This is a genomic window from Antarcticimicrobium sediminis (assembly GCF_004348975.1).
Classification (GTDB): domain Bacteria; phylum Pseudomonadota; class Alphaproteobacteria; order Rhodobacterales; family Rhodobacteraceae; genus Antarcticimicrobium; species Antarcticimicrobium sediminis.
Map to the genome: position 1 here is coordinate 267,892 of NZ_SMFP01000004.1, position 25,486 is coordinate 293,377.

Here is a 25,486-nt window from a genome sequence, read left to right on the forward strand (position 1 = left end):
CCTGTCAAAGCCTCAGGTCCGCGCCTGATTTGCCGAAAATACCCTTGATATCGTACAGAACCGCGCCCGGTTTGCCCAAGGCTCGAATGGCCGCACTTCCCATTCCGACGAATTCCTTGTGTGCAACGGCTACGATAATGGCATCATAAGCCCCGGCATCGGGTTTCGTCACCGGGGTGATGTCATAATCCGCCGCGACAGATTGCGCATCGACCCAAGGGTCATAGACATCGGGTTTCAGCGAATAGGCCTCCAGTTCCGACACGATATCGGCGACGCGGGTGTTGCGGGTGTCGTTGCAGTTTTCCTTGAAGGTGAAGCCCATCACCAGAACCCGCGCCTGTGCCAGATTGACCCCGCGCGCCAGCAGCGCCTTGATTAGCTCATGGGTGACATGGCGGCCCATCTGGTCGTTGATGCGGCGCCCGGCAAGGATCACCTCGGGGTGATAGCCAAGCTGCGCGGCGCGGTAGGTCAGATAATAGGGATCGACGCCGATACAGTGGCCGCCCACCAGACCGGGTTTGAAGGGCAGGAAGTTCCATTTCGTGCCGGCGGCCTCCAGCACCTCCAGCGTGTCGAGCCCAAGGCGTGAGAAGATCAGCGAGAATTCGTTCACCAGCGCGATATTAAGATCGCGTTGGGTGTTCTCGATCACCTTTGCCGCCTCGGCGGTCATGATCGAACCGGCCCGGTGCAGCCCGCCCTTGGCCACCGGCGCATACAGCGCCGCGACCCGTTCAAGCGTTTCGTCATCCTGGGCCGAGATGATCTTGACCACGTTTTCCAGCGAGTGTTCGGCATCGCCGGGGTTCACCCGTTCCGGCGAATAGGCCAGCTTGATCTCGTCATACAGCGTCAGCCCGCTGCCCGCAGCCAGAACCGGGCCGCAGACCTCTTCGGTGACGCCGGGGTAGACGGTGCTTTCCACCACGACCAGCGATCCGGGGCGCAGGTGCGGCGCGATGGCGCGGCAGGCGGCGCGCAGCGGCTCCATCTCCGGGGTCTTGGCATCGGTGATGGGGGTGGGCACGGCGATGATAAAGACGGTGCGCCCGGCCAGTTCGGCGGGATCAGCGGAAAACCTTGTACCTGCTGCGATCAGCGAGGGTTGTGAAACCTCGCCGTTGCGGTCCAGCCCGTCGCGCAGCGCCGCGACATGGGCGCTGTCGGTGTCAAATCCCAGCGTGTCGAATCCGGCGCGTGCCAGCGCCACTGCCAGCGGCAACCCGACATAGCCGAGACCCAGCACCGCGATCTTGTCCTGATTGCCTTGCTTGACCATCGCCCGTCTCTATTTCATTCACCCGCACGGGCCGCTGGTCGGCAAGCGCTTTATGGCCTTTGCGACCAAACCCCTACTAGTGAAATCATGCCCGAATGCAAACAGGTTTCTGTCAAAGCGGTTTTCCGTTCGGGTCAGGGCCTTTGCGCGTTTGCCTTGGCGATACCGCTTCTGTAGCGTGTTGCTCATCCATTGTGCAGGGACCCGAGACCGATGATCATGACGCTGTTTCGCCTGTTTCTGGCCCTTTGGGTGCTGGTATTGGTGCCTGTCCCGGGGCAGGCACAATCGCTTTTGTCGTTCGGAGCCGACAAGACAGCCCCGGCGGCGCCGGACACCGCCGGGACGGAAAGTGAGCGGTTGGCCGAGGCGCTGAAACAGGCGGCAGCAGCCGGCGTCAGCGTCGTGGTAGTGGATGCGAGCGGCAAGCTGATCAGTCCCGCACAGGCTCAAACACAGGCTCAAACACAGGCCCAGACCTCGCCCCAGACCTCGCCGGCGGAACCGGGAAGTGAGGCCGCGATGATGGAGGGGGGCTCGGCGCTGATGAAGGCGCAGGCGCAGGTCAAGACCTTTCGCCAGACCCTGCGTGAGCGGCTTGATGCCCTGCCCAATTCGGTGAACGAGGTGGTCTATATCCTGCGCGCCACCAGCCCCGAGGGGCGCATCATGACCTATGTGCAGGTGTTGCTCTGGAACATCGCATTCCTGTTCATCGGCCATCTGTTCGCACACTTTGTCTACGCACCAAAGATCGCCGGGCGGTGCGTCATGCCATGGGTCATGCAGAACCCGCAGGGGTTTCTGGAAAAGATGCCGTTTCTGGTGGTGCGCTTTACCGCAGGGGTGATCGGATCGCTGGTCGTCCTGCTGGTTGCATTGATCCTTGGCGCGTTGCTCATGCACTATCCGGATGATCTGTCGCTGGAGTTCACCACGACGGCGATCTTTGCCACCTATTTCATCGCCCGCACCGTGTCGGACCTGTGGCGCATGATCCTGTCGCCGTTTCTGAGCCAGTACCGGATGCCGCATTTCTCGGATCGGGACGCAAAGCGGCTCTATTACTGGGCAACCGTGCTGATTACTTTCAACGTCAGCTCGGTGGTGTTCTCGACATGGATCGCGGATTTCGGGCTGAACTATAACGTTTACGCGCTGCTTTACGGGGCGCTGACGCTTGTCGCGGCGCTGGGTAATGTGCTGATGCTTGTCTGGAACGGCCGGGCGATCACCAATGCGATCCGGGGGGGGCGGGCCGCCGCCGAGGTGCCTTGGCTGACGCGGGCTGTTTCTTACGGCTGGGGCCCGATGATGATCGGTTATTTCATCTATGGGTGGCTGCGGCTGGCGTTCGATCTGGTGCTGGACCTGCCCACCGGCATCCCGCCGATTGCGGCGGCCTATTTCAGCTTTATCGCGATCATCGTGGTCTATGGCGTGATCAACTATGCGATCGAGCATTACTTTGCCCGCGCCCGCAACCGCGAAACCCTGAACGAAGGGCTGGCCGAGGCCGAGGCGCGCGAAGCGGAGGGCGGTGATTTGGCCCCGGCGCGTCCACGCCATGCCATCGCCACCTATGAGGCGCTGGCGCGGCGGGTGTCGGGGATCCTGGCCTTTGTCGCCGGGCTTTATGCGCTGGTGCTGATCTGGGACACCGGCAACCGGCTGATGGCCAACCCGATCGTGGACAGCCTGCTGGACGTGGTCGTGGTCCTGTTCCTTGGCTATATCGTCTATCACCTGTTCCGGATCTGGATCGACAGCCGCATCGCCGAGGAAACCGCCGAGGATGAGGTCGGCGAGTTGGGGGACGAGGGCGGCGCCACCGGGGCAAGCCGGCTGGCGACGCTGTTGCCGCTGTTCCGGGGCGCGATCCTTGCGGTGGTGGTGGTCTCGGTCGGGCTGATCGCGCTGTTGGAGCTGGGGATCAATGTCAGCCCGCTGTTCGCAGGTGCCGGGGTGGTCGGGCTGGCGGTTGGGTTCGGGGCGCAGACACTGGTGCGCGACATCTTTTCCGGCGCGTTCTTCCTGTTCGACGATGCCTTCCGCAAGGGCGAGTATATTGATCTGGGCGACGTGAAGGGGACGGTCGAAAAGATCTCGGTCCGCTCGTTTCAACTGCGACACCATCTGGGGGCGCTGAACACCATCCCGTTTGGCGAGATCAAGGTGCTCAGCAACTATTCCCGCGACTGGGTGATCATGAAGCTGCCCCTGCGGGTGACCTATGACACCGATGTGGAAAAGGTGCGCAAGCTGATCAAGAAGCTGGGGCAGGACCTGTTGGAGGATCCGGTGATCGGGGAAAATTTCATCCAGCCGCTGAAATCCCAAGGCGTGATCGAAATGCAGGACAGCGCCATGATCATCCGGGTCAAGTTCATGACCAAGCCGGGCGACCAATGGTTGGTGCGCAAGCGGGTGTTTCAGGACATCCGCGACCTGTTCGCGCGCGAGGGCATCAAGTTCGCCCATCGCGAAGTCACCGTGCGCATGGCCGGGGATGAGGCCGGTGCAGCCACGCCGGAGCAGAAAAAGGCGGCGCTGGGCGCGGTTCAGGCCGCCATTGACGCCGACATGCTGGACGAGGGTGAGGGCAGTGGCGGCTCTGGCACTGGCTCTGGCGACGACCGCTAGGGCGCGCGCCCGACCGCTGGCCGGACGTCAGCTTTCGTAGGGGTCCAGCGAATCCCGCAGCCCGTCGCCGAAGAAGTTGAAGGTCAGCACGATTACGATGATCGGCAGCATCGGGATCGCCGTCCACGGGTAGATCTCGATCGAGGCAAGGTTCTGGGCGTCGTTCAGCATCACCCCCCAGCTCACCGCAGGCGCCCGTAGGCCGAGCCCGAGGAAGGACAGCGCGGTTTCGCCAAGGATCATCGCCGGGATCGACAGCGTGGCGCTGGCGATCAGGTGCGACATGAAGTTGGGCAGCAGATGCTTGCGGATCACCCGGCTGGAGGAGGCCCCCATCATTTCTGCTGCGCGCACGTATTCCTCTTCCCTCAGGCTCAGGAATTTGGCCCGGACCGAGCGGGCCAATCCCGGCCAGTCGAGGATTCCAAGGATCACCGAGATGATGAAAAACACCGAGACCGGGCCCCAGTTCGACGGCACCGCCGCCGACAGCGCCAGCCACAGCGGCAGTTCGGGCAGCGAGCGCAGGATCTCGATCACCCGGTTGATCATCCAGTCGATCCGCCCGCCGAAATAGCCCGCGATCGAGCCAAAGCTGATGCCCAGCACGAACGAGACGGTAATCCCGATCAGCCCCACGGTCAGCGACAGTTGCGCGCCATACAGAATGCGGCTGAACACGTCGCGCCCAAGCCGGTCGGCGCCCCAAAGGAACAGGGTCGCCCCCGGTGGCGCACAAAACAGATGCGTGTCGCTTGCGATCAGCCCGGCGAGGTGGTGGGTGCCGCCCTCGCAAAAGAACTTCAACGGCATCGGGCGGCTTTCGTCGGCGACGAATTTCCACTGGAAGGTTTCCATATCCGCCTCGGCCACGATCGGATAGACGAACGGGCCGATGAAAGCCCCGTCGTGAAAGAAATTCACCCCCTGCGGCGGGGCATAAAGATGCTCGGACAGCCGCTCGTTCGGGGTATAGGGGGCGATGAACCCGGCAAAGGGCAGCATCAAATAGCTCAGCAGCAGGAAGATGCCGGAATAAAGCCCCAGTTTGTGCTGCCTGAACTTGCGCCAGATCAGCAGCCAGTTAGGCGCATCGAGATCGCGCCGCTCCAACTGCTGGATGCTGGCCTGCGCGTCATAGGGTGCATCGTCAACATAGCGTCCGTCAGGCAGCTGGGTCATGCGTCGCGCCCCGCGTATCGAATGCGCGGATCCAGCAAGACCAGCAGCACGTCAGAGATCATGGTGCCCATCAGCGTCAGAAGGGCGACGAACATCAGCACAAAGGCGGACAGGAACTGATCCTGCGTTTTCAGCGCGGTCAGCAGGGTCGGGCCTATGGTTTGCAGCCCCAGCACCACCGAGACCAGCACCGATCCCGAGACCATTGCCGGCAACAGGTTGCCGATATCGGCGACAAACGGGTTGAAGGCCACGCGCAGCGGATATTTGGTCAGCATCCGGCTTGGGCTCATGCCCTTGGCGATGGCGGTTTCGACATAAGGTTTGCCCAACTCGTCGAGCATATTGGCGCGCAGCCGTTGCATCATCGCCGAGGCACCCGAGGTGCCAATCACAAAGGTGGGCACGATCAGGTGGATCAGGATCGATCTTGCCTTGTCCCAGCCCATCGGCTGGCCCTCATAGGCGGGGTCCATCAGCCCGCCGATCGGCAGGTCGAAATATTTGTGCCCGTAATAAAACAGGATCAGCGCCAGCAGAAAGTTGGGCGTCGCCAAGCCCAGATAGCCGACAAAGGCCGAGGTGTAATCGACCCATGTTTTCGATTTGGCAGCCGCCAGCACCCCCAGCGGCAGCGCCACCATATAGACGAACAGCACGGCGGCGAGGTTGACCAGAACGGTGAGCCACAGGCTTTCGCCGACGATTTCCGAGACCGGGCGGTCAAATTCGAAAGACCAGCCGAAATTGCCCTGGACCAGACCGGCAAACCCGTTCGGGCCCGGCATGAACCCGACCCAGATCATGTATTGTTCCCACAGCTGACGGTCGAGCGCATATTCCTTGCGCAGAAACTCGGCCTTGGCGACGCCGGCATCCTGCCCGCTGGCGCGCAACTCGGCGATCTGGTTGCTGAGATAATCGCCCGGCGGCAGGTTGATGATTACGAAGACCATCACCGATACCACCAGAAGCGTAAGCAACATGGTCGCAAACCGATAGATCGCGTAGCGCAGGATAAGCATTCGCGGCCCTCGTCAGTCGTCGTCAGCGAAAAAGAATTCATCCGGCCGATGGATGCCGAAATGTGCCCCCGGATCCCAGGCCCAAAGCCCTTTTTCCGGCACGTTGCGCAGGCGCTTGTTCACCACGATGGGCTGCGGCGCTTCGGCCAGAATGCCGATGCCAAAGACCTGATCGGCGTGGATCTTGAGCATCTCGCGCCAGGCGGTGCTGCGGGCCTCGTCGGTGCTGGCTTGATCCCAGTCATGCGCCAGCCTCATCAGCCGCAGCGCCGGTTCGATGTCGGGCGCTTCGCCGGCCTCGCCGTCGGTCTGGTAATACTGACCCCACTTCGGCCAGGCGAGGAATTCCTGCTGCCGCGGCGCAAGGTAATCGGGCGAGGTATAGGGTTGCGGAATGCCGTTGTCCCAGCCGTACCAGACCGAAGCCATGGAGTTGCCGGAATACACCCGGTTGCGCAGGATGTCGCGATCCAGCGGTCGCATCACCAGCCGCACGCCGATTTCCCGCCAGGTGTCGGTGATGATCTGCAGCGCGTTCTCGACTTCCTGCCGTTCGCCTGCGGTTTCGATCGTCAGCTCCATCGGTCGCCCGTCCGGCAGCAGGCGGACACCGTTGCCCTGACGTTTATCAAGACCGGCCGCGTCCAGCAGCGCATTGGCCTGCTCGGGATCATAGGCCGCCCAGGCATCGCGCAGCGCCGGATCAAAGAACGGGCTTTTCGGCAGCACGGTCATCGCGCCGGGCTTGGCCAGCTTGAAATACAGCGCGCGGTTGATGGTGGCCCGGTCGATGCCCAGCGACAGCGCCCGACGCACCCGTACGTCGCGCAGCACGTCGCGCCAGACCGGGTCGTTATAGTTCAGGTTGGGATAGATCGCGATCTGCGACGCGACCCCGGTGGGCCAGAGCAGGGTGCGATAGTTGCCGCCGTCGGCCTCGCCCTTGCGCAGGATCGAGATGTCGCGGAAATCCAGCCCGCGCCCCTGAAGATCGGTCTCTCCCGCGTTGGCTTTGGCCGCGACCAGACCACCGGCGACGATCTCCATCTCGATCACGTCGATATAGGGCAGTTGCAGGCCGTTGGTGTCGATGCGGTGATAATACGGGTTGCGCACGAAAAGCTGGCGAATCTTCTTGCCCGAGGTGGCGTTCATCCAGGGCTGCAGGGTGGGCAGCGCGCTGTTGTCGTACTTGTACATATTGTCGAGCTTGTTGTGCAGCGCGGCCCAGCTTTTGACCCGGGCCTCCTCGACCGCTTCGGCCAGCGTGGCGGGGTCGGCGTATTTGACGTGATACTGTTTCAGGAAATGCGCCGGGCGAAAGATGAAGGGCGGTCGCGCCTGTGCCAAGGTCTGAAGAAAGCTGGGATTGGGCGCGCTCCACTGGTACACGACGGTGGTGTCATCGGGAAAGCTGACCTGCGGCAGCTCGCCGTCGATTCGCAGGAAATCGGGCGGGCCAGCGGGGCTGAGTTCGGGATTGTTGGCCACGTCCTGCCACCAATAGGCGAAATCGGCAGAGGTGAAGGGCACCCCGTCCGACCATTTGTGCCCGGGGCGCAGATGCAGGGTGAATTTGCGGTTGTTCTCGTTCTCGACGCTTTCCAGCAGATCCGGGGTCAGGTTGTACTGCTCGTCATAGCCGACCAGCCGCGCATAGCCATAAACCACCATCTGGCGGATGTCTTTGCTGCGGGTGACCATGGTGCGCAGGGTGCCGCCTTGATGCCCCATCTCGCGCCCCTTGGCGGCCAGATCGACAATCAGCGGCGCATCGGGGAGCCGATCGGCCACCGCCGGCAGATCGCCGCTGGTCACCTCGTCCTGCCAAAAACTGCTTTCCTGCAACGGCGGCAGGGCGGCGGCGGCCAAGGGGGTCAGCGCGGCGGCCAGCGCGGCGACGGACATCAGGGCGAATCTGCGTGGGCGATCAAACATGACAACGTACCTTATGGCCGGGTTCCAATTCGGTAAGCGACGGTACCACGGTCTGGGAAAAACGAAAGGCGTCCGGCCAGCTTTCGGGAGAGCCAGCGCCAAGGGCGACCAGTCTCAGGTCGATCGGGCGGTCGATATCCGGGGTGGGCTGGGCCGCGATCAGGGCCTTGGTATAGGGGTGTTTGGGGTTGTAGAACAGCGTGCCGGGCGGTGCTTGCTCGACCACCAGCCCCTGACGCATCACCGCCACCTCGTCCGCGATCCGGGCGACCACCGCCAGATCGTGGCTGATGAAAAGATAGGACAGGTTCATCCGGTCGCGAATATCCTCCAGCAAGGTCAGGATCTGTTCCTGCACCGAGACATCCAGCGCCGAGGTCGGCTCGTCGCAAACGATCAGTGACGGATTGAGCATCATTGCCCGCGCAATCGACAGTCGCTGGCGCTGGCCGCCGGAAAAGGCGTGTGGGTAGCGTTGTAGCATGTCGCCGCTCAACCCGACCTGTTGCAGCATTGCCGCGGCGCGTTCGCGCCGTTCACTCCGGGTGCCGATGCCGTGGATTTCCAGCGGTTCGGTCAGGGCGTCAAGTACTCGCATACGCGGGCTGAGCGAGGAATAGGGATCCTGAAACACCATCTGCGCCGCGCGCTGAAAGGCGGTGCGCTGGGCGCGGGTCATGTCATGTACGGTGATGGGCGCGCCGTTCGGGTCGGGGCGAAACAGCACTTGTCCGCCGGGATCAGGTGCCTCGGCCCCCAGCGCGATGCGCGCCGCCGTGGTTTTGCCCGAGCCGCTTTCACCGACGATGGCGAGCGTTTTGCCGCGCGGCAGATTGAGGTCGATGCCGCGGCAGGCGTGGATCAGGGTATCGGAGCGCCAGGCCGAGCCCGAGCGCATGGAATAGGTCTTGGAAACCCCTTTCATCTGCAGGATCAGATCGTCCTCTTGCAGGGGCGGGGCCGGCTTTGCCTCGGCCGGGATCGAGGGCGCGGCATTGAATAGCTGTTTAGTATAGGGATGCGCCGGGGAGCGCAGCAGCGGTTCGGCGGGGCCCGATTCCATGACCCGGCCCCGGTGCATCACCACCACCTGTTCGGCGGTATTGGCCACCACACCCAGATCATGGGTGACCAGAATCAGCCCCATCCCGGTTTCCCGTTGCAGATCCTTGATCAGCCCCAGCACCTGTGCCTGCGTGGTGACATCAAGCGCGGTCGTGGGTTCGTCCGCGATCAGCAGATCGGGCTTGGCGACCATGGCCATGGCGATCATCGCCCGTTGGCGCATACCGCCGGACAGCTCGAACGGATACGAGCGATAGGCGCGCTCGGGGTCGGGAAAGCCGACCCGCTCAAAGGTGTCGAGCACCTGGCGTTTGGCGTTGCTTTCAGAGGCATCGCGATGCAGCCACAGCACTTCGCTGACCTGATTCCCGATCCGGTGCAACGGCGAGAGCGAGCGCATCGGCTCCTGAAAGATCATCGAGACCTGATTGCCGCGCACATCGCGCAACTGCCGCTCGCCCAGCGAGGTCAGGTTCAGGGACTGCCCGTCGCGATGCAGCGTGATGGTGCCGCTGCGGATCTGGGCGTTGCGCGGCAGGATGCGCAGGATCGCGCGGCAGGTCACGGTCTTGCCGGACCCGGATTCGCCGACCAGCGCCAGCGTCTCTCCGGGGTTCAGCGAAAAGTTGACGTCGCGCACAATCGCCTCGTCCTTGCCGAAGCCGACGCTCAGATTCTCGACAGAAAGCAGAGGGGTCATTCAGGGCCGCCCGTCCGAATGATCTTTGTTTGGCCGCAAACTCTTACCCCCCGTAGCTGCCTGTGGGGTACCTTCGCGTGACGGCGGCCTTCTAGTCAAACCCCAATTGCCCGGTTTTACCGGCCTGTTGCAAATGTCCGGCGCAAATGTCCGATGCGCAGGCGATCGCGGGCTACACATTGGGCCGCGCATTTGGCATGAGGGGGGCGATCACGCACAAGGAGTCCCCGCATGAGCCGACTGGACGTATTCATCGACCGCATGGTGTCGCAGCGCGCCTGTCTGGATTTCGCCATCGCCGAGACCGCCGCCTTGCCGGGGCCGGCGTTCGAACTGGGGCTGGGCAACGGGCGCACCTATCACCACATGCGCGAAAACATCACCGGACACGACATCTATGTGTTCGAGCGCGCCATCGCCTCGAATCCCGCCTCGACCCCGGACGAGGCCTTTACCATCCTTGGCGACGTAATGGAGACCCTGCCGCAAACGTTGGAGCGGTTCGGCGCGACCGCCAGCCTGATCCACGCGGATCTGGGCGGCCACAACCTGAAGAAAAACGACCTTTTTGCCCGCAAGGTCTCGCCGCTGATCGAGCCGCTGCTGGCCAAGGGCGGGCTGATGGTGTCGTCGGACCGGATGTATTTCGACGCGCTGGAAGAGCTGCCGCTGCCCGAGGGCGCGGTGCCGGGTCGGTGTTTCATATATCGGAAATAGGCTGATCGCACCCGAACCGGGCACTGGCGTGCCGCGCGCCTCTTGCCGTGTCGGCCTTTGGCCGGTTTAACGGGGCTGTCACGCCCTTGCTTTAGCGCGGGTGAAACCGGATGCCGGGTGAAACAGGATAAGGAGCCAGAGCCGATGACTGCACAGGTGATGCACAACGTGCCTTTCGACAAGCTGGAAATCGGCATGGAGGCGGCCCGAACCCGAACCCTGCTGGCCGAGGATCTTTTCGTCTTTGCCAATAGTTCGGGCAATGTGAACCCGATGCACCTGCCGGACGAGGATGGCGATGGCGATGGCAAGCCCGAGGCGGTGGCGCCGGGGATGTGGGTCGCCTCGCTGATTTCGGCGGTGCTGGGCTGCGATCTGCCGGGGCCGGGGACGCTGTATCATTCCCAGACCCTGCGGTTTCTGCGTCAGGCGAATGCGGGCGACACGCTGACCGTCACCGTGCGGCTGACCGCCAAGGGGCCGGATCGGCTGGTAAATTTCGACACCTGGATTGAAAATGCGGCGGGCGAGCGGGTTCTGGAGGGCGAGGCGCAGGTCTATGCCCCGGAAAAGGCGCTGAGTTTTGCGCCCGAGGATCTGCCCGGGCTGACCCTGCAACGGCATGTGCATTTCGACCGGTTGCTTGCCATGGCCGAGCCGCTGGCGCCGATTCCCACCGCCGTGGTCGCGCCGGAAAAAGCCGATGCGCTGGCCGGGGCGATCCTTGCCGCCGAACATACGCTGATCACCCCGATCCTGATCGGCCATGCCGAGCGGATCGCCGAGGCCGCCGCAGAAGAGGGGATCGACCTGACCCCCTATCGCATCGTCGATGTGCGCGACCACCGGCTGGCGGCACAAGAGGCCGTGCGGATGGTGCTGGCGCATGAGGCGGCGGCGGTGATGAAGGGGCATCTGCACACCGACATCCTGCTGGGCGAGGTGGTCAAGCGCGAAGGCGGGCTGCGCAAGGGGGGGCGGCGGTTGAGCCATGTCTTCGTGATGGATGTGCCGGGGCTGGATCATCTGCTGATGGTGACCGACGCGGCGATTAACATCTCTCCCGACCTCAAGACCAAGGCCGATATCGTTCAGAACGCCATTGATCTTGCCCTGTCGCTGGGCATCGAAGAACCCCGGGTCGGCGTGCTCTCGGCGGTCGAGACCATCAACCCGGCGATTCCCTCGACGCTGGACGCCGCCGCCCTGTCCAAGATGGCCGAGCGTGGCCAGATCACCGGCGGGCTGGTGGATGGGCCGCTGGCGATGGACAATGCCATCAATCTGGCGGCAGCGGCGACCAAGGGCATCCGCTCGCTGGTGGCGGGGCGGGCCAATATTCTGGTCGCGCCCAATATGGAATCGGGCAACATGCTGGCCAAGGAGCTGACCTTTCTGGCCCATGCCGAGGCCGGTGGCGTGGTGGTGGGGGCGAAATGCCCGATCATCCTGACCAGCCGCTCCGATGACGACAAGGCGCGGCTGGCCTCTTGTGCGGTGGCCGCGCTGCATGCCGATTTCTTGGCGAGGGCTGGCGCATGAGTGTAATCCTGACGCTGAACGCGGGCAGTTCCTCGATCAAGTTCGGGGTGCATGAAACCGGGGTTGAGCCGCCGTTGCTGGCCTCTGGTCAGGTGGAAAACCTTGGCCCCTTGGCCCGGCTCAAGGTCAAGGGCACCCCGGCGCGTGAGATTGGCCCGGCCGATCACGCGGTGGCGCTGCGCGCGATCCTGCACGCGCTGGCGCCGGTACTGGAGGGGCGCAAGGTGCTGGGTGTGGGGCACCGGATCGTGCATGGCGGCAAAAGCTTTGGCGACCCGGTCAGGCTGACCCCCGAGGTGATCGACCAGCTGCGCACGCTGGAGCCGCTGGCGCCGCTGCACCAGCCGCACAACCTTGCCGCCGTCGATGCGGCGCGCCTGGCCTTTCCCGAGGCGTTGCAAATGGGCTGTTTCGACACCGCCTTTCACCGCGGGCATCCGTTCGTGAATGACGCCTTCGCGCTGCCGCTTCGATTCTATGAACAGGGGGTGCGCCGCTATGGGTTCCACGGGCTGAGCTATGATTACATCACCTCTTGCCTGCGGCGGGACTGGCCGGCGCTGGCGAAAGGCCGGGTCGTGGTGGCGCATCTGGGCAACGGGGCGTCGATGTGCGCGATCAAGGACGGGCACAGCGTAGGCTCGACCATGGGGTTCTCGGCGCTGGACGGCTTGCCGATGGGCACCCGCTGCGGCCAGCTTGATCCCGGCGTGCTGCTGTACCTGATGGCGCAGGGGATGGGCGCGGCCGAGATCGAGCGCATCCTGTACCACGAGAGCGGGCTCAAGGGTCTGTCAGAGATCAGCCACGACATGCGCACGCTGCTGGCCAGCGACGATCCGCGCGCCGCGCAGGCGGTGGAGTATTATGTCTTCCGTCTGCGCCGTGAAGTGGGGGCGATGGCCGCCGTTCTGGGCGGGCTGGATGGCGTGGTGTTCACCGGCGGCATCGGCGAACACGCCGCACCGATCCGTGCCCGGGTGATCGAAGGCATGGAGTTTCTTGGACTTGAGCTGGATGCAGGGGCCAACGCCAAGGATGCCACCCGCATCGGCACCGGCCCGGTCGAGGTCTTGGTGATCCCCACTGACGAGGAGCGGGTGATCGCCCGCGCGGTCAGCAAGGCGCTGAGCTAACCAAAATGCGCGTCCCCTTCTGGTGACGGGTTTACCCCGCTGCGATGCCCTGCCTATCCTGCCTCCAACAGGAGGAGACCGCATGATATTTTACGATTGTTCCACCGCGCCCAATCCGCGCCGGGCGCGCATGTTTATCGCCGAAAAGGGGCTGGGGATCGAAACTCGCGATATTTCGATCGCCAAGGGAGAGCAGCTTTCGCAAGACTTCCTCGCGGTCAATCCGCGCGGCACGATCCCGGTGCTGGTGACCGATGACGGCATCGTGCTGGCCGAGAACCTTGGCATCGCCGCCTATCTGGAGGCCGCCTTTCCCGAGCCGCCCCTGATGGGGGTGACGCCCGAGGAAAAGGGGCAGGTGATGATGTGGAACGCGATTGCCGAACAGCAGGGCGGGATGCCGATCGCCGAGGTGTTGCGCAACACCAACCCCCACATGAAAGGGCGCGCCATCCCCGGCCCGCTGGATTTCGAGCAGATCCCCGAACTGGCCGAGCGGGGCCGCGCGCGCGTCGGCTTCTTTTTCGACCAGCTGGAAGAGCGGCTGCGCGACAGCCCCTGGCTGGCGGGGGAGAGGTTCTCGCTGGCCGATATCACCGGCTTTGTCTTCGTCGATTTCGCCCGTGTCATCCGCACCCGCATCCCCGAAGGGAACACGGCGACACAGGGTTGGTTTGACCGGATCAAGGCGCGGCCCAGCGCGGCGCTCTGAGCCGGGCCAATACTGGTATCACCTCAGCTCAACCGGTCCAGCGCCGCGTCGGTCGCGGCGCGGACCTTTTGCGCCGCTTGCACCCGCACCGGACCATAGCCGCGAATCTCCATCGGCGCGGCGAGGATGGCGGCGCAATCGGCCTGCCGCTCTGGCGCATAGGCGGTGGCGATGCGGTCCAGCGCGGCCTCGTACCAAGCCAGAAGATCGCGATGCAGCCGCGCCTCGCCATGGTATCCGAACGGGTTGAGCGCGCTGCCGCGCAGCCCTTTCATCCGCGCCAGCAGCCGGAACCCCGCCCCCATCCACGGGCCGAACTTGCGCTTGAGCGGGCGGCCCCGGCCGTCCTTGCGCCGGTTCAAAAGCGGCGGGGCAAGGTGGTAGTTGACCTTGAAATCGCCCTCGAACTGCTGGTTCAACTCGGCGGTGAAGCTGGGATCTGCTATCAGGCGGGCGACCTCGAATTCGTCCTTGTAGGCCATCAGCTTGAACAGGGATTTCGCCGCCGCGCGCAGCAGATCCTCCGAGGCGTCGGGGCATTTCGTACGAAACGCGGCCAGTTTTGTACGGTAGCGGTCAGCATAGGCGGCGTCTTGATAACCTGAGAGGAAATCGGCGCGGCGGTCGATCATCTGCTCGAGGGTTTCCTCTGGCTCGGCGTCCTCGCGATAGGCCGCCTGCAACTGCTCTGGCGCGTCGGCCAGAATCCGACCGATGGCAAAGGCGGCGCGGTTGGCCTCCACCTGAACTCCGTTCAACAGGATCGCCTGACCCAGCGCGGCGGCGCTGACCGGCACCAGACCCTTTTGCCAGGCAAAGCCCAGCATCATCACATTGGCAAAGACGGAATCACCCAACAGCTTTTCCGCTGCCGCGTTGGCATCAAAGGCCGAGAGGTTTTGCGCCCCGATCACGCCCGCGATCACCTGTTCCCGGCGATCGGTCTTCAGCTGGGCGTCGCGGTGTAGCACCAGATCGCCGGTGGGCATCTCGGCGCGGTTCAGCACCATGCGGGTGCCGTTGCGGTAATGGGCGCTGGCCTTGGGGGCCGAGCTGACGACGATGTCGCACCCGATCACCGCGTCGGCGGCACCGGGGGTGATGCGCACCTGGTTGATCGCCTCTGGCGCATCGCCAAGACGGATATAGCTGAGCACGGTGCCGAATTTCTGTGCAAACCCGGTAAAGTCGAGCACCGAACTGCCCTTGCCCTCAAGATGGGCGGCCATGGTGATCAGCGCGCCAACGGTTACGACGCCGGTGCCACCAACCCCGGTAACCAGCAGATCGAACGGGGTGTCGAGCGCGGGCAGATCCGGGGCGGGCAGGGCGGCTTCCAGCCCGAGGAAATCCAGATCGGCCGCCGCGCGTTTGCGCCGGGTGGCACCTTCGACGGTGACGAAGCTGGGGCAAAAGCCGTTCAGGCAGGAAAAGTCCTTGTTGCAGGAATTCAGGTTGATCTTGCGCTTGCGGCCCAGCGGGGTTTCGCGCGGCTCGACGCTGAGGCAGTTTGATTCAATCGAGCAATCACCGCAGCCCTCGCAGACCAGATCGTTGATCCATGCAAACCGCTTGGGGTCGTCCAGGGTGTCACGCTTGCGCCGGCGGCGTTTCTCGGTGGCGCAGGTCTGTTCATAGATCAGCACCGTGACGCCGGGGATCTCACGCAGCTCGCGCTGTACCGCGTCCATTTCGGCGCGGTCGTGGAAGGTGGTCTCTGAGGGGAAATCGCTGTGCCGGAACTTGTCGATGTCGTCTGATACCAGCGCGATGCGCCGCACCCCTTCGGCGCGGCAGGTCTGGGCGATGCCATGCACGCTGACCGGGCCGTCAACCGGTTGGCCGCCGGTCATGGCAACCGCGTCATTATACAGGATCTTGTAGGTGATGTTGGTCTTCGCCGCGACCGCCTGACGGATGGCGAGGCTGCCGGAGTGATACCAGGTGCCCTCGCCCAGGTTCTGAAAGATATGCTTGCCGCCGGTAAACTTGCTGGCCGCGACGTGCGGCACGCCCTCGCCGCCCATCTGGGCATAGCCATAGGTTTCGCGGTTCATCCAGCTGGCCATCACGTGACAGCCGATGCCGCTGGCCGCGCGGGAGCCCTCCGGCACTTTGGTCGAGGTATTGTGCGGGCAGCCCGAGCAGAAATAGGGGGTGCGGGAGGCACCCTCGACATTCAGCAGGGGCGGCGGCGTCTTGGTCAGGGCGTGGGCCTTGGCCGGCAGGTTTTCTTCAGGAAAGAAGCGGTCGAGCCGGGCGGCGACGATGGGGGCCAGCATCAGCGGATCCAACTCGCCGGTCCAGGGGATCAAGGGGTTGGCCTGACTGTCGTATTTACCGACCATCCTTTCCGGCTTGTGGCCGGGCCAGTCATAGAAATATTCCTTGAACTGGCTCTCGATGATGCCGCGCTTCTCCTCGACCACCAGCACCTCGCGCTTTTCGCGCACGAATTCCAGCGCGTCGCGGCGCGCCAGTGGCCAGACCATGCCGACCTTGTAGATGTCGATGCCAAGGCGGCGGCAGGCGGATTCATCCAGCCCCAACAGGCGCAGCGCCTCCATCAGGTCAAGATGCCCCTTGCCGGTGCTGACGAAACCGAAGCGGGCGTCGGGGATGTCATAGATGCGCCGGTCAATCGGGTTGGCCTCGACAAAACTCTCGACCGCGCGCAGCTTGTGCTGGATGCGGATCTCAATCTCGGCGCTGGGCAGATCGGCGGCGCGCACGTGCAACCCGCCCGGGGGCAGGTCGAGCGGCGGATTGGCAAAGACGCGATCCGGACGCAGATCCACCGAGCGGGCGGATTCCACGGTTTCCGAGATCGCCTTGAACCCGACCCAGGTGCCGGAATAGCGCGACAGCGCCAGCCCGTATTCACCGTATTCGAGATATTCCGCGACCGAGGCGGGGTTCAGCGTCGGCATGAACCACGCCATGAAAGCAACGTCGGATTGATGCGGCATCGAGGAGGAGACGCAGCCGTGATCGTCGCCCGCCACCACCAGCACGCCGCCCTTGGGGGCGCTGCCATAGGCGTTGCCGTGTTTCAGCGCATCGCCGGACCGGTCAACGCCCGGCCCCTTGCCGTACCACATGGAGAACACGCCCTCATACTCGCAATCGGGATCAAGGCTGGCCTGTTGTGCGCCCAGCACTGCGGTGGCGCCCAGATCTTCGTTCACGGCGGGCATGAAGGTGATGCGGTCGGCCTCCAGCCATTTGCGGGCGCGCCAGAGTTCCAGATCGAGCCCGCCCAGCGGTGAGCCGCGATAGCCTGACACGAACCCGGCGGTGTTGAGCCCCGCCGCGCGGTCGCGGCGGGCCTGGTCCATCATGATCCGAGCCAGCGCCTGCGTGCCGGTCAGAAACACCCGGCCGGTGCTGTCGCTGTAACGGTCGTCAAGCTGATAGGTGCGAAACGCGGTTTCCGGGCGGGTCATGGGGCGGCTCCTGTGGGACTGCGGCTTTTGGGATAGCGGCTTTTGGACTGCGGCTTTGAGGCGATAATGGCCCGCGCGAGATGGAAAAACGTTTCATATTTCGTGAAACTTGCGGGAATATCGGATAGATGGTTCACCAAATGGACATTTCATGGATTGGGGTTTCGCGCATATGGATCTGGATCACCGTGATTTCCGCCTGCTTGAGCTGTTGCAGCAGGATTGTCGCAAATCGAATGCGGAGCTGGCCGAGGCGGTGGGGATGTCGGCCTCGGCGCTGTGGCGACGGGTGCGCGCGCTGGAGGAGGCCGGAGTGATCGAGCGCTATGGCGCGGTGGTCAATCCGGGCAAGATGGGGCTGGGGTTCGAGGCCATCGTGCATGTGCATCTGACCCGGCACGACCCGGACCGGATCGTGGAGTTCATCCGCGCGGTGGAGGCGAGCCCGGAAGTGCAGGAATGCTATGCCACCACCGGGCAGGCCGATTACCACCTGCGGGTGCTGTGCCGGGATCTGGACGCCTATAACCGGTTTCTGGACGGATTCCTGTTCCGCCTGCCGGCGGTGAACAGCGCGCAGACCAACGTGGTGCTGCGCACGATCAAGCGGAACCGACCGATCACGCGCTAAGATTGTTTCTACATTGAAAACAATTTCGTTAGATTGATGCCTGTTGTCGACGCACTGTTCGCGCCAAGGGATGGACTTGCGGTGTTACGCGATTTCCCTTGCGTCAACGTGGGGTGCTGCGTGAAAGTGTCGCGTGTGTTTCGAAAGTTTTAACTATTTTTTGGTAGCGGGGACCTTAAGACGTGACGCCGCGCGAGATCTTTTTTCGGATCATGTGCCGCCGGGGGCTGGCAGCCTTGGCGAGCGGTGCCGCGCTGTTCGGGGTCACGCTGTTGGGGTTCGCGCAGGCGGCGGTGGCCGAGGCCGACCCGATGGATGCCCCGCCCGAACGGGTGCTGTTCTCCGAGGGCGACACCATTCGCGGCGTTGTCGGCACCTATTTGCACGACCCGGATCTGTGGCCGGTGGTTCTGGCGCTGAACGATATCGCCTCGCCTGCCGATCTGGTGCCCGGGATCGAACTGGTGTTGCCGGTGGCGCAGGTTCTGGCCGCTGACAGCGCGCTTTTGTCTTCCTTGCAGGCGATCCAGAAAGCCACCGCCGAAGGCGCGCGCATTTTTGCCCCGACCGAGATCGGCAGCGCCATCGAGAACCGCGATACGGCGATGTCGCGGCGTGAAACCGGGTCCTGGCGACAGGTGGTGTCCTTTGCCGGGGTGGCGACGGGGTTCGCCGAGCAGGCGTTGGACATCTCGATCGCGCAGCGGGACCGGGCGGCCGAGGCTGTGGTCTCGGACGTGCAGGGCCGGGTCGAGGGGCGGGCCCCGGCGGAACCGGCTTGGTCGGAGCGCGCGCAAAATGACATATTGGTGGAATTCGAGCGGCTGCGCACGCTGTCGAATTCCACCACGCAGGTGACGTTTCGCGATCTCAGCCGGTTGCGGCTGAACCCGAATTCCAACGCCACCATCCAGCGCATGCGCTCTGATCCGCTGACCGGGGGCGAGGTGACCAAAGTGTCGCTGGTCGAGGGGGATTTCTATGCGCTGTTGAACCAGCTTTCGGACAAGACCGCCTTCGAGATCGAGGTGCCCGGGGTCGAGACCAGCACAAATTCGTCGGATTTCTGGATCAAGAACGATGCCAGCGGCGCGCGGTTCGTCAACTATGACACCCCGGCGCTGGAGATTGCGCGCGGCGGCGACCTGATCGTGGTGGGCGAGAACGAGGGCGTCGTGCTGAGCGGGGCCGGGTCGCAGCGGGCGCAGGTGTTGGACAGCCCGCTTTTGGCGGCCCCGGCGGTGGGGGCGATCCTGTATACCGCCACTGCCGCGCTGGACTGGGCCGCGCAGGACGGCGCCGAAGCGTATTGGCTCGAGGTGGCGGGTGATCCGGGCTTCAACCAGATGAAGATCTCGGAATTCGGGATTGGCGAGACCGGGTTTCTGGCCGAGGGGCTGGCACCGGGGCGCTATCACTGGCGGGTGGCGGCATTGGATCGGCTGGGCCTGCCGGGGGCGTGGAGCACGCCGCGCGATTTCACCCTGCGGGTGGACAACACGCCGCCTTTCCTGACGCTGTTGTCGCCCGCAGGAGAGAGTATCCTGACTGCGCCACAAGTGGAAATTCTGGGGGCGTCAGAGCCTGATGCCACCTTGGATCTGAACGGTGCGCCGCTGGATGTGGCGCGCGATGGCAGCTTTCTGGCCAGCCTGCCGCTGGTGCCGGGGCCGAACCAGATCACGGTGGTGGCGACCGATCTGGCCGGAAACGAGAGTACCCGCAGCCTGAGCGTGGTCTATCGCCCGGCGGTGGCCGTCGAGATTACGCTGTCTGGCGATATCGCGCGCGTCGGCAGGGCGCTGGCGACACGGTCTGATGTGCTGTCGGTGATGGGGCAAAGCACCGGGGCGCCGGGGGCCGAGGTCGTGGTGCGTGATGCGGCCGGGGCCGAGGTGCTGCGCACTCGCGTGGCCGAGACTGGCGGGGTAAGTTTCACCGTGCCGGTCGATGCCGCCGAGCGGGGCTATCGGATCGAGGTATTGGCGCCCGGCGGCGCGGTCGAGGGTGCGCTCGACTTTACCGCGCTGCGCGATGGGGTGCCGCCGGAGATCGTGCTGGACCTGCCGCCGCCGCGGGCCACCGGCGAGCCGGTGGTGCAACTCACTGGCCAGGCCGCCGACGCGACTGGGCTGACGCTGGCCGGGACCGAGGTGCCGTTGAGCGCCGAGGGCCGCTTTGAGCTGTCGCTGACGTTGGAGCCGGGTGAAAACGCCTTTGAACTGGTGGTTCGCGATGCGGTCGGCAATGTCGCGGTGACTCCGTTGCGCATGCTCTATGACATCGACCCGCCAGAGATCCTGAGCGTCGATCTGGGGCGCAATCAGGGAGTGGACGGGCCGATAGAGATCCGGGCCGAGGCGCGCGATGCCAGTGGTCTGCGTCAGGCGGCATCGTTCATCCTCACCATAGACGGGGCCGAGGTCGAAGGCTTTTTGCGCTGTGACAGTACCAGCGGCATTTGTCGTGCAAGCCTGCCACCGCAGCCGGGTGCGCTGCAGCTGATTGAATTGGTTATCGAGGATTACGCCGGAAACGCGGCGTACGAGTAGGAACAGGCCGGTCGCGCCTGTGCGCGGTTCGGCAACGGAGGACGGATCATGCGGATCGCACGGATGTGGACAGAGGCGCTGCTGGGGTTGGCCCTATTGGCCGAGGCAGGAATGGCCCAGGCCCAGGCGACGGGTGCGCAAGAGGGGCTGTTGGTGGTATACGGGCGCCGCGCGGCCAGCCGCGAGGGCGACGTGGACCACCGTGAACAGATCTTTTTCAGCCTGCCCGCTGATCTGCGCGAGCGGGTCTATCTGCGGCTTTATGATCCGGAAACCGGTGGCGCGGGCGATTTCACCTATGGCGGTAGCGCCGATTCAGAGACCACCTTTCGCCTGTTCGGTGGCGCGGGCGCCTTTACCGCCGCCACGCGCCCCGAACCGGTGGCCGAGGGCGCGCGCGCGCCGCGTCAGACCTTTGTGCCGGTGAGCGGCCCGGGCGAGCTGTTGAAACAGCAAAGCTGGCGCAATGAACGCGAGACCGACGGGCGCTGGGTCACGCTGGCCGCGGTACGCGCGCGGCAGGGCGAGGTGGTGGACGAGCGCGCCTATTTCCGCCTTGATGTGCAGGGCTCCGAGGGCAACGATGGCAACAGCTATTCGCTGGGGGTCAGCCTTGCGCGTGACCGTGCCCGCCCGCCCGAAGGGTTGGAGATGTTCGCCTATCGCCCAACCGTGCGCTGGGCCGCCGCGAACCCGGCGACATGGGTGCGCTTCACCGGGCCGGGCGCCGGTGCGCTCACGGTCCAAAGCTTTGACGGCGCCAATGCCGATCTGGCACTGGTCACCGATTTTGCCGATCTGGGGCTGCGCAGTTCGGGGCAGGATTTCTGGACCTCCGACAGCGCCGAGACCGGGGATCGCAATCTTGCGGTCAGCCTGAAAGGCGGCTTCGAGACGCCCAATGACGTGACCATGGCGGTGTTCGACGCCGAGGGAAATCCACTGCCGTTGCAGATGCCGCCGCTGCGCGCGCCTGACCCGGCGCGCCCAAGGCTTCAGGCCACGGCCCGACCCTTGGCCGATTGTCGCTCGGTTGCTTTTGATGCCAGCGGCTCCGTCGCGGGCGGGCCGTTGTCCCACCTGTGGACCTTCGGTGACGGCAACAGCGCGCAAGAGCCGGTGATCGCCTATCGCTATGACGCCCCCGGTCACTATACCGCGCGGTTGGAGGGGGTCGAGGCGGGCACCCGCCCCGGACGTGGCGCGGCGTTGGAGCTGCCGGTGCATGTGCGCGACGCGCCGGTGGCGGTGCCGGGCCCCGATATCATGGTGGCCCCGGGCGAGCCGGTGGCTTTTGACGGCAGCGGCTCGCGGCCCTCGGACAGCCCGATCACGCGCTACAACTGGCGGTTTGGCGATGGTGCCGTGGCCGAGGGCGCGCGCGCCAGCCATGCCTATGCCACGCCGGGTCAGTACCGCGCGGTGCTGCGGGTCGAGGACGGCGTCGCACATCCCTGTAACTTCGGGATAGAGACCCGGCGGGTGGTGGTGAACTTTCCCCCCGTGGCCGAGGCCGGGACCGACCAGCAGGCGGTTGTCGGCCAGCCGGTGATCCTGAGCGCCGGGGCAAGCTATGATATCGACGGGCAGCTCGACAGCTATGTCTGGGAGATGGGCGACGGCACCGTGCTGGACGGCGAGACGGTGACGCATACCTTTACCGGGTCCGGCAGCTATAGCGTGATGTTGCGGGTCACCGATGACAGCGGTGTTGTCAACGGCAGCGCGCAGGACCGGATGACGGTGGTGGTGAACGCCCCGCCAGAGCCGCGCTTTGCGATCCCCGACCGGCCGGTCGCGGTGTCGGAGCTGGCCGTGCTGGACGGCAGTGCCTCGAGCGACGGGGATGGGCAGATCCTGTCCTATATCTGGGATTTTGGCGACGGGGCCACGGGCGAGGGGCAGGTGGTGAACTATGCCTGGACCAAGCCGGGCGCGTTTGACGTGACGCTGACAGTGATTGACGACAGCGGCACCGCCTCGGCACTGCAGAGCGTTTCGCAGGTGGTGCGGGTGGATGCCGCCCCGCTGGCCGAGGCCGGGCCGGATCAGTTCGTGACCGCCAGCGTGGTGCGGTTCGACGGCGGCGGATCGACCGACAGCGACGGCAGCGTGACGCGCTGGGATTGGGATTTCGGCGATGGTGCAAGCGCAAGCGGGCAACAGGTCGAACATGCCTATGAGCGGCCCGGCAGCTATGAGGTGGCGTTGGTGGTGCGCGACGACAGCGGCGCGCCGCTGAATCTGGATCGCGACACCCTGCGGGTGGTGGTGAACGCCACGCCGATCGCCGATGCCGGCCCGCCACAGGTGGTTGCGCCCGGCGAAGAGGTGGTTTTGTCGGGGCGCGCCTCGCTTGACCCGGATGGGGCGATCGCGGGCTATGACTGGCGCTTTCCGGACGGGAGCGAACAGCAGGGGGCGCGGGTCGCGCATGTCTTTGACGCGCCGGGGTTGTACCGGGTCGGGCTGACCGTATCGGACGGGTTTCCCGGCGGTGCGGCGCAGGATGACTCCGAGGTTCTGATCACCGTCAATGCCGCCCCGGTCGCGGTGGCGGGGCCTGATCTGCTGATCGCGCCGGGCGATAGCGTGCTGTTCGATGCGGGCCAGTCCTATGACGAGGACGGGCAGTTGGCCGGCTATCGGTGGGAGTTCGACGATCTGGGCAGCCCGTTGGATGCCCCGACGGTCGAACGCGCCTATGTTACGCCCGGGGTGTGGTCGGCGCAGTTGATCGTCACCGATGACAGCGGCGTGGCCAATGGCACCGCGCAGGACGATGTGACGATCCGCGTCAACAACGCGCCGCAGGCCGAAGCCGGCCCGACGGTGGAAAGCGAGCGGCTTTACGTGGTGTTCGATGGCACCGGATCGTCCGACGCGGATGGCGATGCCTTGATCTATCGCTGGGATTTCGGCGACAACTCCTCCCCGGGCTTTGGCGCACAGGTGACCCATGTTTACGCCGATCCGGGGGTCTATCCGGTGACGCTGCAGGTGGACGATGGCACCGGGCTGGCCAATGCGCGCTCGATTGACGCCACCACGGTCACGATCCGGGCGCGTCCGGTGGCGGATGCCGGCGGCAACCGCGATGTCTGTTCCGGCGAACCGGTGCTGTTCGATGCCTCTGACAGCGCTGATCCCGATGGTGGATTGTTGCTGTATTCTTGGGAATTCGGGGATGGCAGCACATCGGATCTGATCAACCCGACCAAGACCTATGAACGGCCGGGGGTGTATCCGGTGACCTTGCAGGTGCGCAACGAGACCGGGACCGAATACGGCACCAGCATGGACCGGATCGCGGCACTGGTGCGCGAAGGGCCGATCGCGGATGCGGGCGCCGACATGCAGGTCTGCGCCAATGCCAAAGTGCGGTTTGACGGCACCGGTTCGAGCGATGCGGACGGGGCGGTGAATGCCTTTAGCTGGACCTTTGGCGATGGCGGCACCGGCAGCGGCGACACGCCAGAGCATATCTTTACCCGTCCGGGCAGCTATACCGTGACGCTGACCATCACCGGCGAGGCGCGCGGTGCCTGCAGCCCCCTGGATACCGACACGACCCTTGTCGAGGTGGTTCCGGCACCTGAACTGCGGATCCGGGGCCCCGAGCGGGCGGCGGTGGGGGCGGCGGTGACGCTCAAGGCGCATGTTGGTGCGGCGGGTGGCGAAACGCCGAAAAACTTCCGTTGGACGTTCGGAGATGGCAGCACGGCCGAGGGGGCCGAGATCAGCCATGTCTGGGCCGAGCCGGGCCGCTATAGCGTGACCTTGCGCGCCGATCTGCGCGACGGCAGCGCGGGCTGTGGCGCGCTTGAGATGGTGCAGTGGGTGGTGGTCAATGCTGCCCCGGCACCGCTGATCGACGGCCCGGACATGCTTGCGGTCGGGCAGGAGGCCAGGTTCGACGCCAGCCTGTCGGCGGACAGCGATGGGGCGATCCTGTCCTATGAATGGGCGTTCGGCGATGGCGGTACCGCCAGCGGCGTGCGCACGGCCCATAGTTTCGACGCCCCCGGCACCTACGATCTGCGGCTGACGGTGCGCGACGATGCCGGTGTCAGCAACAGCAGCGTGACCGCTTTGAAACAGGTCGTTGTGCGGCCAGTGCCGGTGGCCAATCTGAACGCGCCGCCGCCGGTCTGCCCGGCAGAACCCGTGATCTGGCAGGTCGATGCCGAACCTCAGACGCAGGTGCGTTGGGTGTTCGGCGATGGCCGCGCGGCCGAGGGGGCCGAGGTGCGACACATGTTCGACCGCCCCGGGTTGTTCCCGGTGCAGGTCTCGCTGGATGATGGCGCCGGGCTTTTGAGCAGTCGCAGCAGCGAAGAGGTTTATGCCCGCGTCAATGCCGCGCCCTCGGCGCTGGCGGGGCCGGACCGGGTGGTCTGCCCGGGTGAGCCGGTGATGTTCGATGCCGGGCCCTCGACCGATCTGGACGGGCGGCTTGTCGGCTATCAATGGGTGTTCAGCGATGGGGTGACACTGGACGGGGCACAGGTGGAGCGGAGCTTTGACAGCCCCGGTGCGCTGGAGGTGCGGCTGACCGTGCGCGATGACAGCGGCGCCGCCGCCTGCGACACCGGCAGCGATACCGCCCGCGTTCTAGTCAATGCTCCGCCGATGGTTGATGCCGGCCCGGATCGCACGGTGCCGGTGGGGGCGGCCCATGATGTGGTGCGCTTTGACGCCAGCGACACCCGTGATCCTGACGGTCAGGGCGTGCGGGTCGGCTGGCAGTTCGGCGACGGGGCCGGGGCCTCGGGTGCGGTGGCGCGGCACGGCTATGGCGCGCCGGGCGACTATACCGTGACGGTCGAGGCCCGCGATACCACCGGGCTTGTCTGTGGGGTGGCGCGTGACACGGCGGTGATCACGGCACGGCCGCGCGGCGAGTAGCGCC

The 25,486-nt window shown here is 64.9% G+C and carries 14 protein-coding genes; 8 read left to right on the forward strand and 6 right to left on the reverse strand.

Features of this window, described 5'->3' with window-relative positions; all coding sequences use genetic code 11:
* Window positions 1–4: 4 nt before the first annotated feature.
* Entirely contained in the window at window positions 5–1,285 is a 1,281-nt protein-coding gene (locus E1B25_RS08695) for a nucleotide sugar dehydrogenase (RefSeq protein ID WP_132828432.1), read from the reverse strand.
* Window positions 1,286–1,498: 213 nt separating this feature from the next.
* Between E1B25_RS08695 and E1B25_RS08700 the strand changes: the two genes are divergently transcribed.
* Entirely contained in the window at window positions 1,499–3,928 is a 2,430-nt protein-coding gene (locus tag E1B25_RS08700) for a mechanosensitive ion channel family protein (RefSeq protein WP_132828434.1), read from the forward strand.
* Window positions 3,929–3,955: 27 nt separating this feature from the next.
* On the opposite strand, the gene E1B25_RS08705 is transcribed toward E1B25_RS08700, so the two are convergent.
* From E1B25_RS08705 to E1B25_RS08720, 4 genes are read right to left on the reverse strand one after another with little or no spacing between them, the layout of a single operon-like run.
* Window positions 3,956–5,110 carry an ABC transporter permease gene (locus E1B25_RS08705; RefSeq protein WP_132828436.1) on the reverse strand — a complete coding sequence of 385 codons (1,155 nt, stop codon included), beginning with the start codon at window positions 5,108–5,110 and terminating at the stop codon, window positions 3,956–3,958.
* On the reverse strand, window positions 5,107–6,135 hold the full coding sequence (locus E1B25_RS08710; protein WP_132828438.1) for an ABC transporter permease: 1,029 nt from the start codon (window positions 6,133–6,135) through the stop codon (window positions 5,107–5,109). The genes E1B25_RS08705 and E1B25_RS08710 overlap by 4 nt, the downstream gene beginning before the upstream one ends.
* Before the next feature lie 12 nt (window positions 6,136–6,147).
* Complete coding sequence (locus tag E1B25_RS08715) at window positions 6,148–8,073, reverse strand: ABC transporter substrate-binding protein (protein ID WP_132828440.1); 1,926 nt, start codon at window positions 8,071–8,073, stop codon at window positions 6,148–6,150.
* On the reverse strand, window positions 8,066–9,838 hold the full coding sequence (locus tag E1B25_RS08720) for an ABC transporter ATP-binding protein (RefSeq protein WP_132828441.1): 1,773 nt from the start codon (window positions 9,836–9,838) through the stop codon (window positions 8,066–8,068). Before E1B25_RS08720 ends, E1B25_RS08715 begins: the two co-directional genes overlap by 8 nt.
* Before the next feature lie 231 nt (window positions 9,839–10,069).
* Between E1B25_RS08720 and E1B25_RS08725 the strand changes: the two genes are divergently transcribed.
* From E1B25_RS08725 to E1B25_RS08740, 4 genes are all read left to right on the forward strand, one after another.
* On the forward strand, window positions 10,070–10,555 hold the full coding sequence (locus tag E1B25_RS08725) for a class I SAM-dependent methyltransferase (protein ID WP_132828443.1): 486 nt from the start codon (window positions 10,070–10,072) through the stop codon (window positions 10,553–10,555).
* A 144-nt stretch (window positions 10,556–10,699) separates the two neighbouring features.
* Entirely contained in the window at window positions 10,700–12,097 is a 1,398-nt protein-coding gene (locus tag E1B25_RS08730) for a bifunctional enoyl-CoA hydratase/phosphate acetyltransferase (RefSeq protein ID WP_245510655.1), read from the forward strand.
* Window positions 12,094–13,233, forward strand: a complete 1,140-nt coding sequence (locus tag E1B25_RS08735) for an acetate/propionate family kinase (protein ID WP_132828445.1) — start codon at window positions 12,094–12,096, stop codon at window positions 13,231–13,233. The genes E1B25_RS08730 and E1B25_RS08735 overlap by 4 nt, the downstream gene beginning before the upstream one ends.
* An 82-nt stretch (window positions 13,234–13,315) precedes the next feature.
* Window positions 13,316–13,945, forward strand: a complete 630-nt coding sequence (locus E1B25_RS08740; protein ID WP_132828447.1) for a glutathione S-transferase family protein — start codon at window positions 13,316–13,318, stop codon at window positions 13,943–13,945.
* 23 nt (window positions 13,946–13,968) lie between these two features.
* Here the strand turns inward: E1B25_RS08740 and E1B25_RS08745 are convergent, their stop codons facing one another.
* A complete protein-coding gene (locus E1B25_RS08745) occupies window positions 13,969–17,391 on the reverse strand; it encodes an indolepyruvate ferredoxin oxidoreductase family protein (RefSeq protein ID WP_132828449.1) in 3,423 nt (1,140 codons plus the stop codon).
* A 172-nt stretch (window positions 17,392–17,563) separates the two neighbouring features.
* Here E1B25_RS08745 and E1B25_RS08750 point away from each other — a divergent pair, with 172 nt between their 5' ends.
* The 3 genes from E1B25_RS08750 to E1B25_RS08760 all read left to right on the forward strand — a co-directional run bounded on the left by E1B25_RS08750 (window position 17,564) and on the right by E1B25_RS08760 (window position 25,482).
* A complete protein-coding gene (locus E1B25_RS08750) occupies window positions 17,564–18,022 on the forward strand; it encodes an Lrp/AsnC family transcriptional regulator (protein WP_132828559.1) in 459 nt (152 codons plus the stop codon).
* 182 nt (window positions 18,023–18,204) lie between these two features.
* Entirely contained in the window at window positions 18,205–20,574 is a 2,370-nt protein-coding gene (locus tag E1B25_RS08755) for a FecR domain-containing protein (protein ID WP_132828450.1), read from the forward strand.
* Window positions 20,575–20,622: 48 nt separating this feature from the next.
* Window positions 20,623–25,482, forward strand: coding sequence for a PKD domain-containing protein (locus E1B25_RS08760; RefSeq protein ID WP_132828452.1), 4,860 nt, complete (start codon window positions 20,623–20,625; stop codon window positions 25,480–25,482).
* Window positions 25,483–25,486 lie beyond the last annotated feature (4 nt).

What these genes read in the sequence shown, in the direction of transcription:
- E1B25_RS08760 (WP_132828452.1), top strand. Translation starts at nt 20,623, where the DNA reads ATGCGGATCGCACGGATGTGGACAGAGGCGCTGCTGGGGTTGGCCCTA.
- E1B25_RS08705 (WP_132828436.1), bottom strand. Translation starts at nt 5,110, where the DNA reads ATGACCCAGCTGCCTGACGGACGCTATGTTGACGATGCACCCTATGAC.
- E1B25_RS08740 (WP_132828447.1), top strand. Translation starts at nt 13,316, where the DNA reads ATGATATTTTACGATTGTTCCACCGCGCCCAATCCGCGCCGGGCGCGC.
- E1B25_RS08710 (WP_132828438.1), bottom strand. Translation starts at nt 6,135, where the DNA reads ATGCTTATCCTGCGCTACGCGATCTATCGGTTTGCGACCATGTTGCTT.
- E1B25_RS08715 (WP_132828440.1), bottom strand. Translation starts at nt 8,073, where the DNA reads ATGTTTGATCGCCCACGCAGATTCGCCCTGATGTCCGTCGCCGCGCTG.
- E1B25_RS08730 (WP_245510655.1), top strand. Translation starts at nt 10,700, where the DNA reads ATGACTGCACAGGTGATGCACAACGTGCCTTTCGACAAGCTGGAAATC.
- E1B25_RS08735 (WP_132828445.1), top strand. Translation starts at nt 12,094, where the DNA reads ATGAGTGTAATCCTGACGCTGAACGCGGGCAGTTCCTCGATCAAGTTC.
- E1B25_RS08695 (WP_132828432.1), bottom strand. Translation starts at nt 1,285, where the DNA reads ATGGTCAAGCAAGGCAATCAGGACAAGATCGCGGTGCTGGGTCTCGGC.
- E1B25_RS08700 (WP_132828434.1), top strand. Translation starts at nt 1,499, where the DNA reads ATGATCATGACGCTGTTTCGCCTGTTTCTGGCCCTTTGGGTGCTGGTA.
- E1B25_RS08720 (WP_132828441.1), bottom strand. Translation starts at nt 9,838, where the DNA reads ATGACCCCTCTGCTTTCTGTCGAGAATCTGAGCGTCGGCTTCGGCAAG.
- E1B25_RS08745 (WP_132828449.1), bottom strand. Translation starts at nt 17,391, where the DNA reads ATGACCCGCCCGGAAACCGCGTTTCGCACCTATCAGCTTGACGACCGT.
- E1B25_RS08750 (WP_132828559.1), top strand. Translation starts at nt 17,564, where the DNA reads ATGGATCTGGATCACCGTGATTTCCGCCTGCTTGAGCTGTTGCAGCAG.
- E1B25_RS08725 (WP_132828443.1), top strand. Translation starts at nt 10,070, where the DNA reads ATGAGCCGACTGGACGTATTCATCGACCGCATGGTGTCGCAGCGCGCC.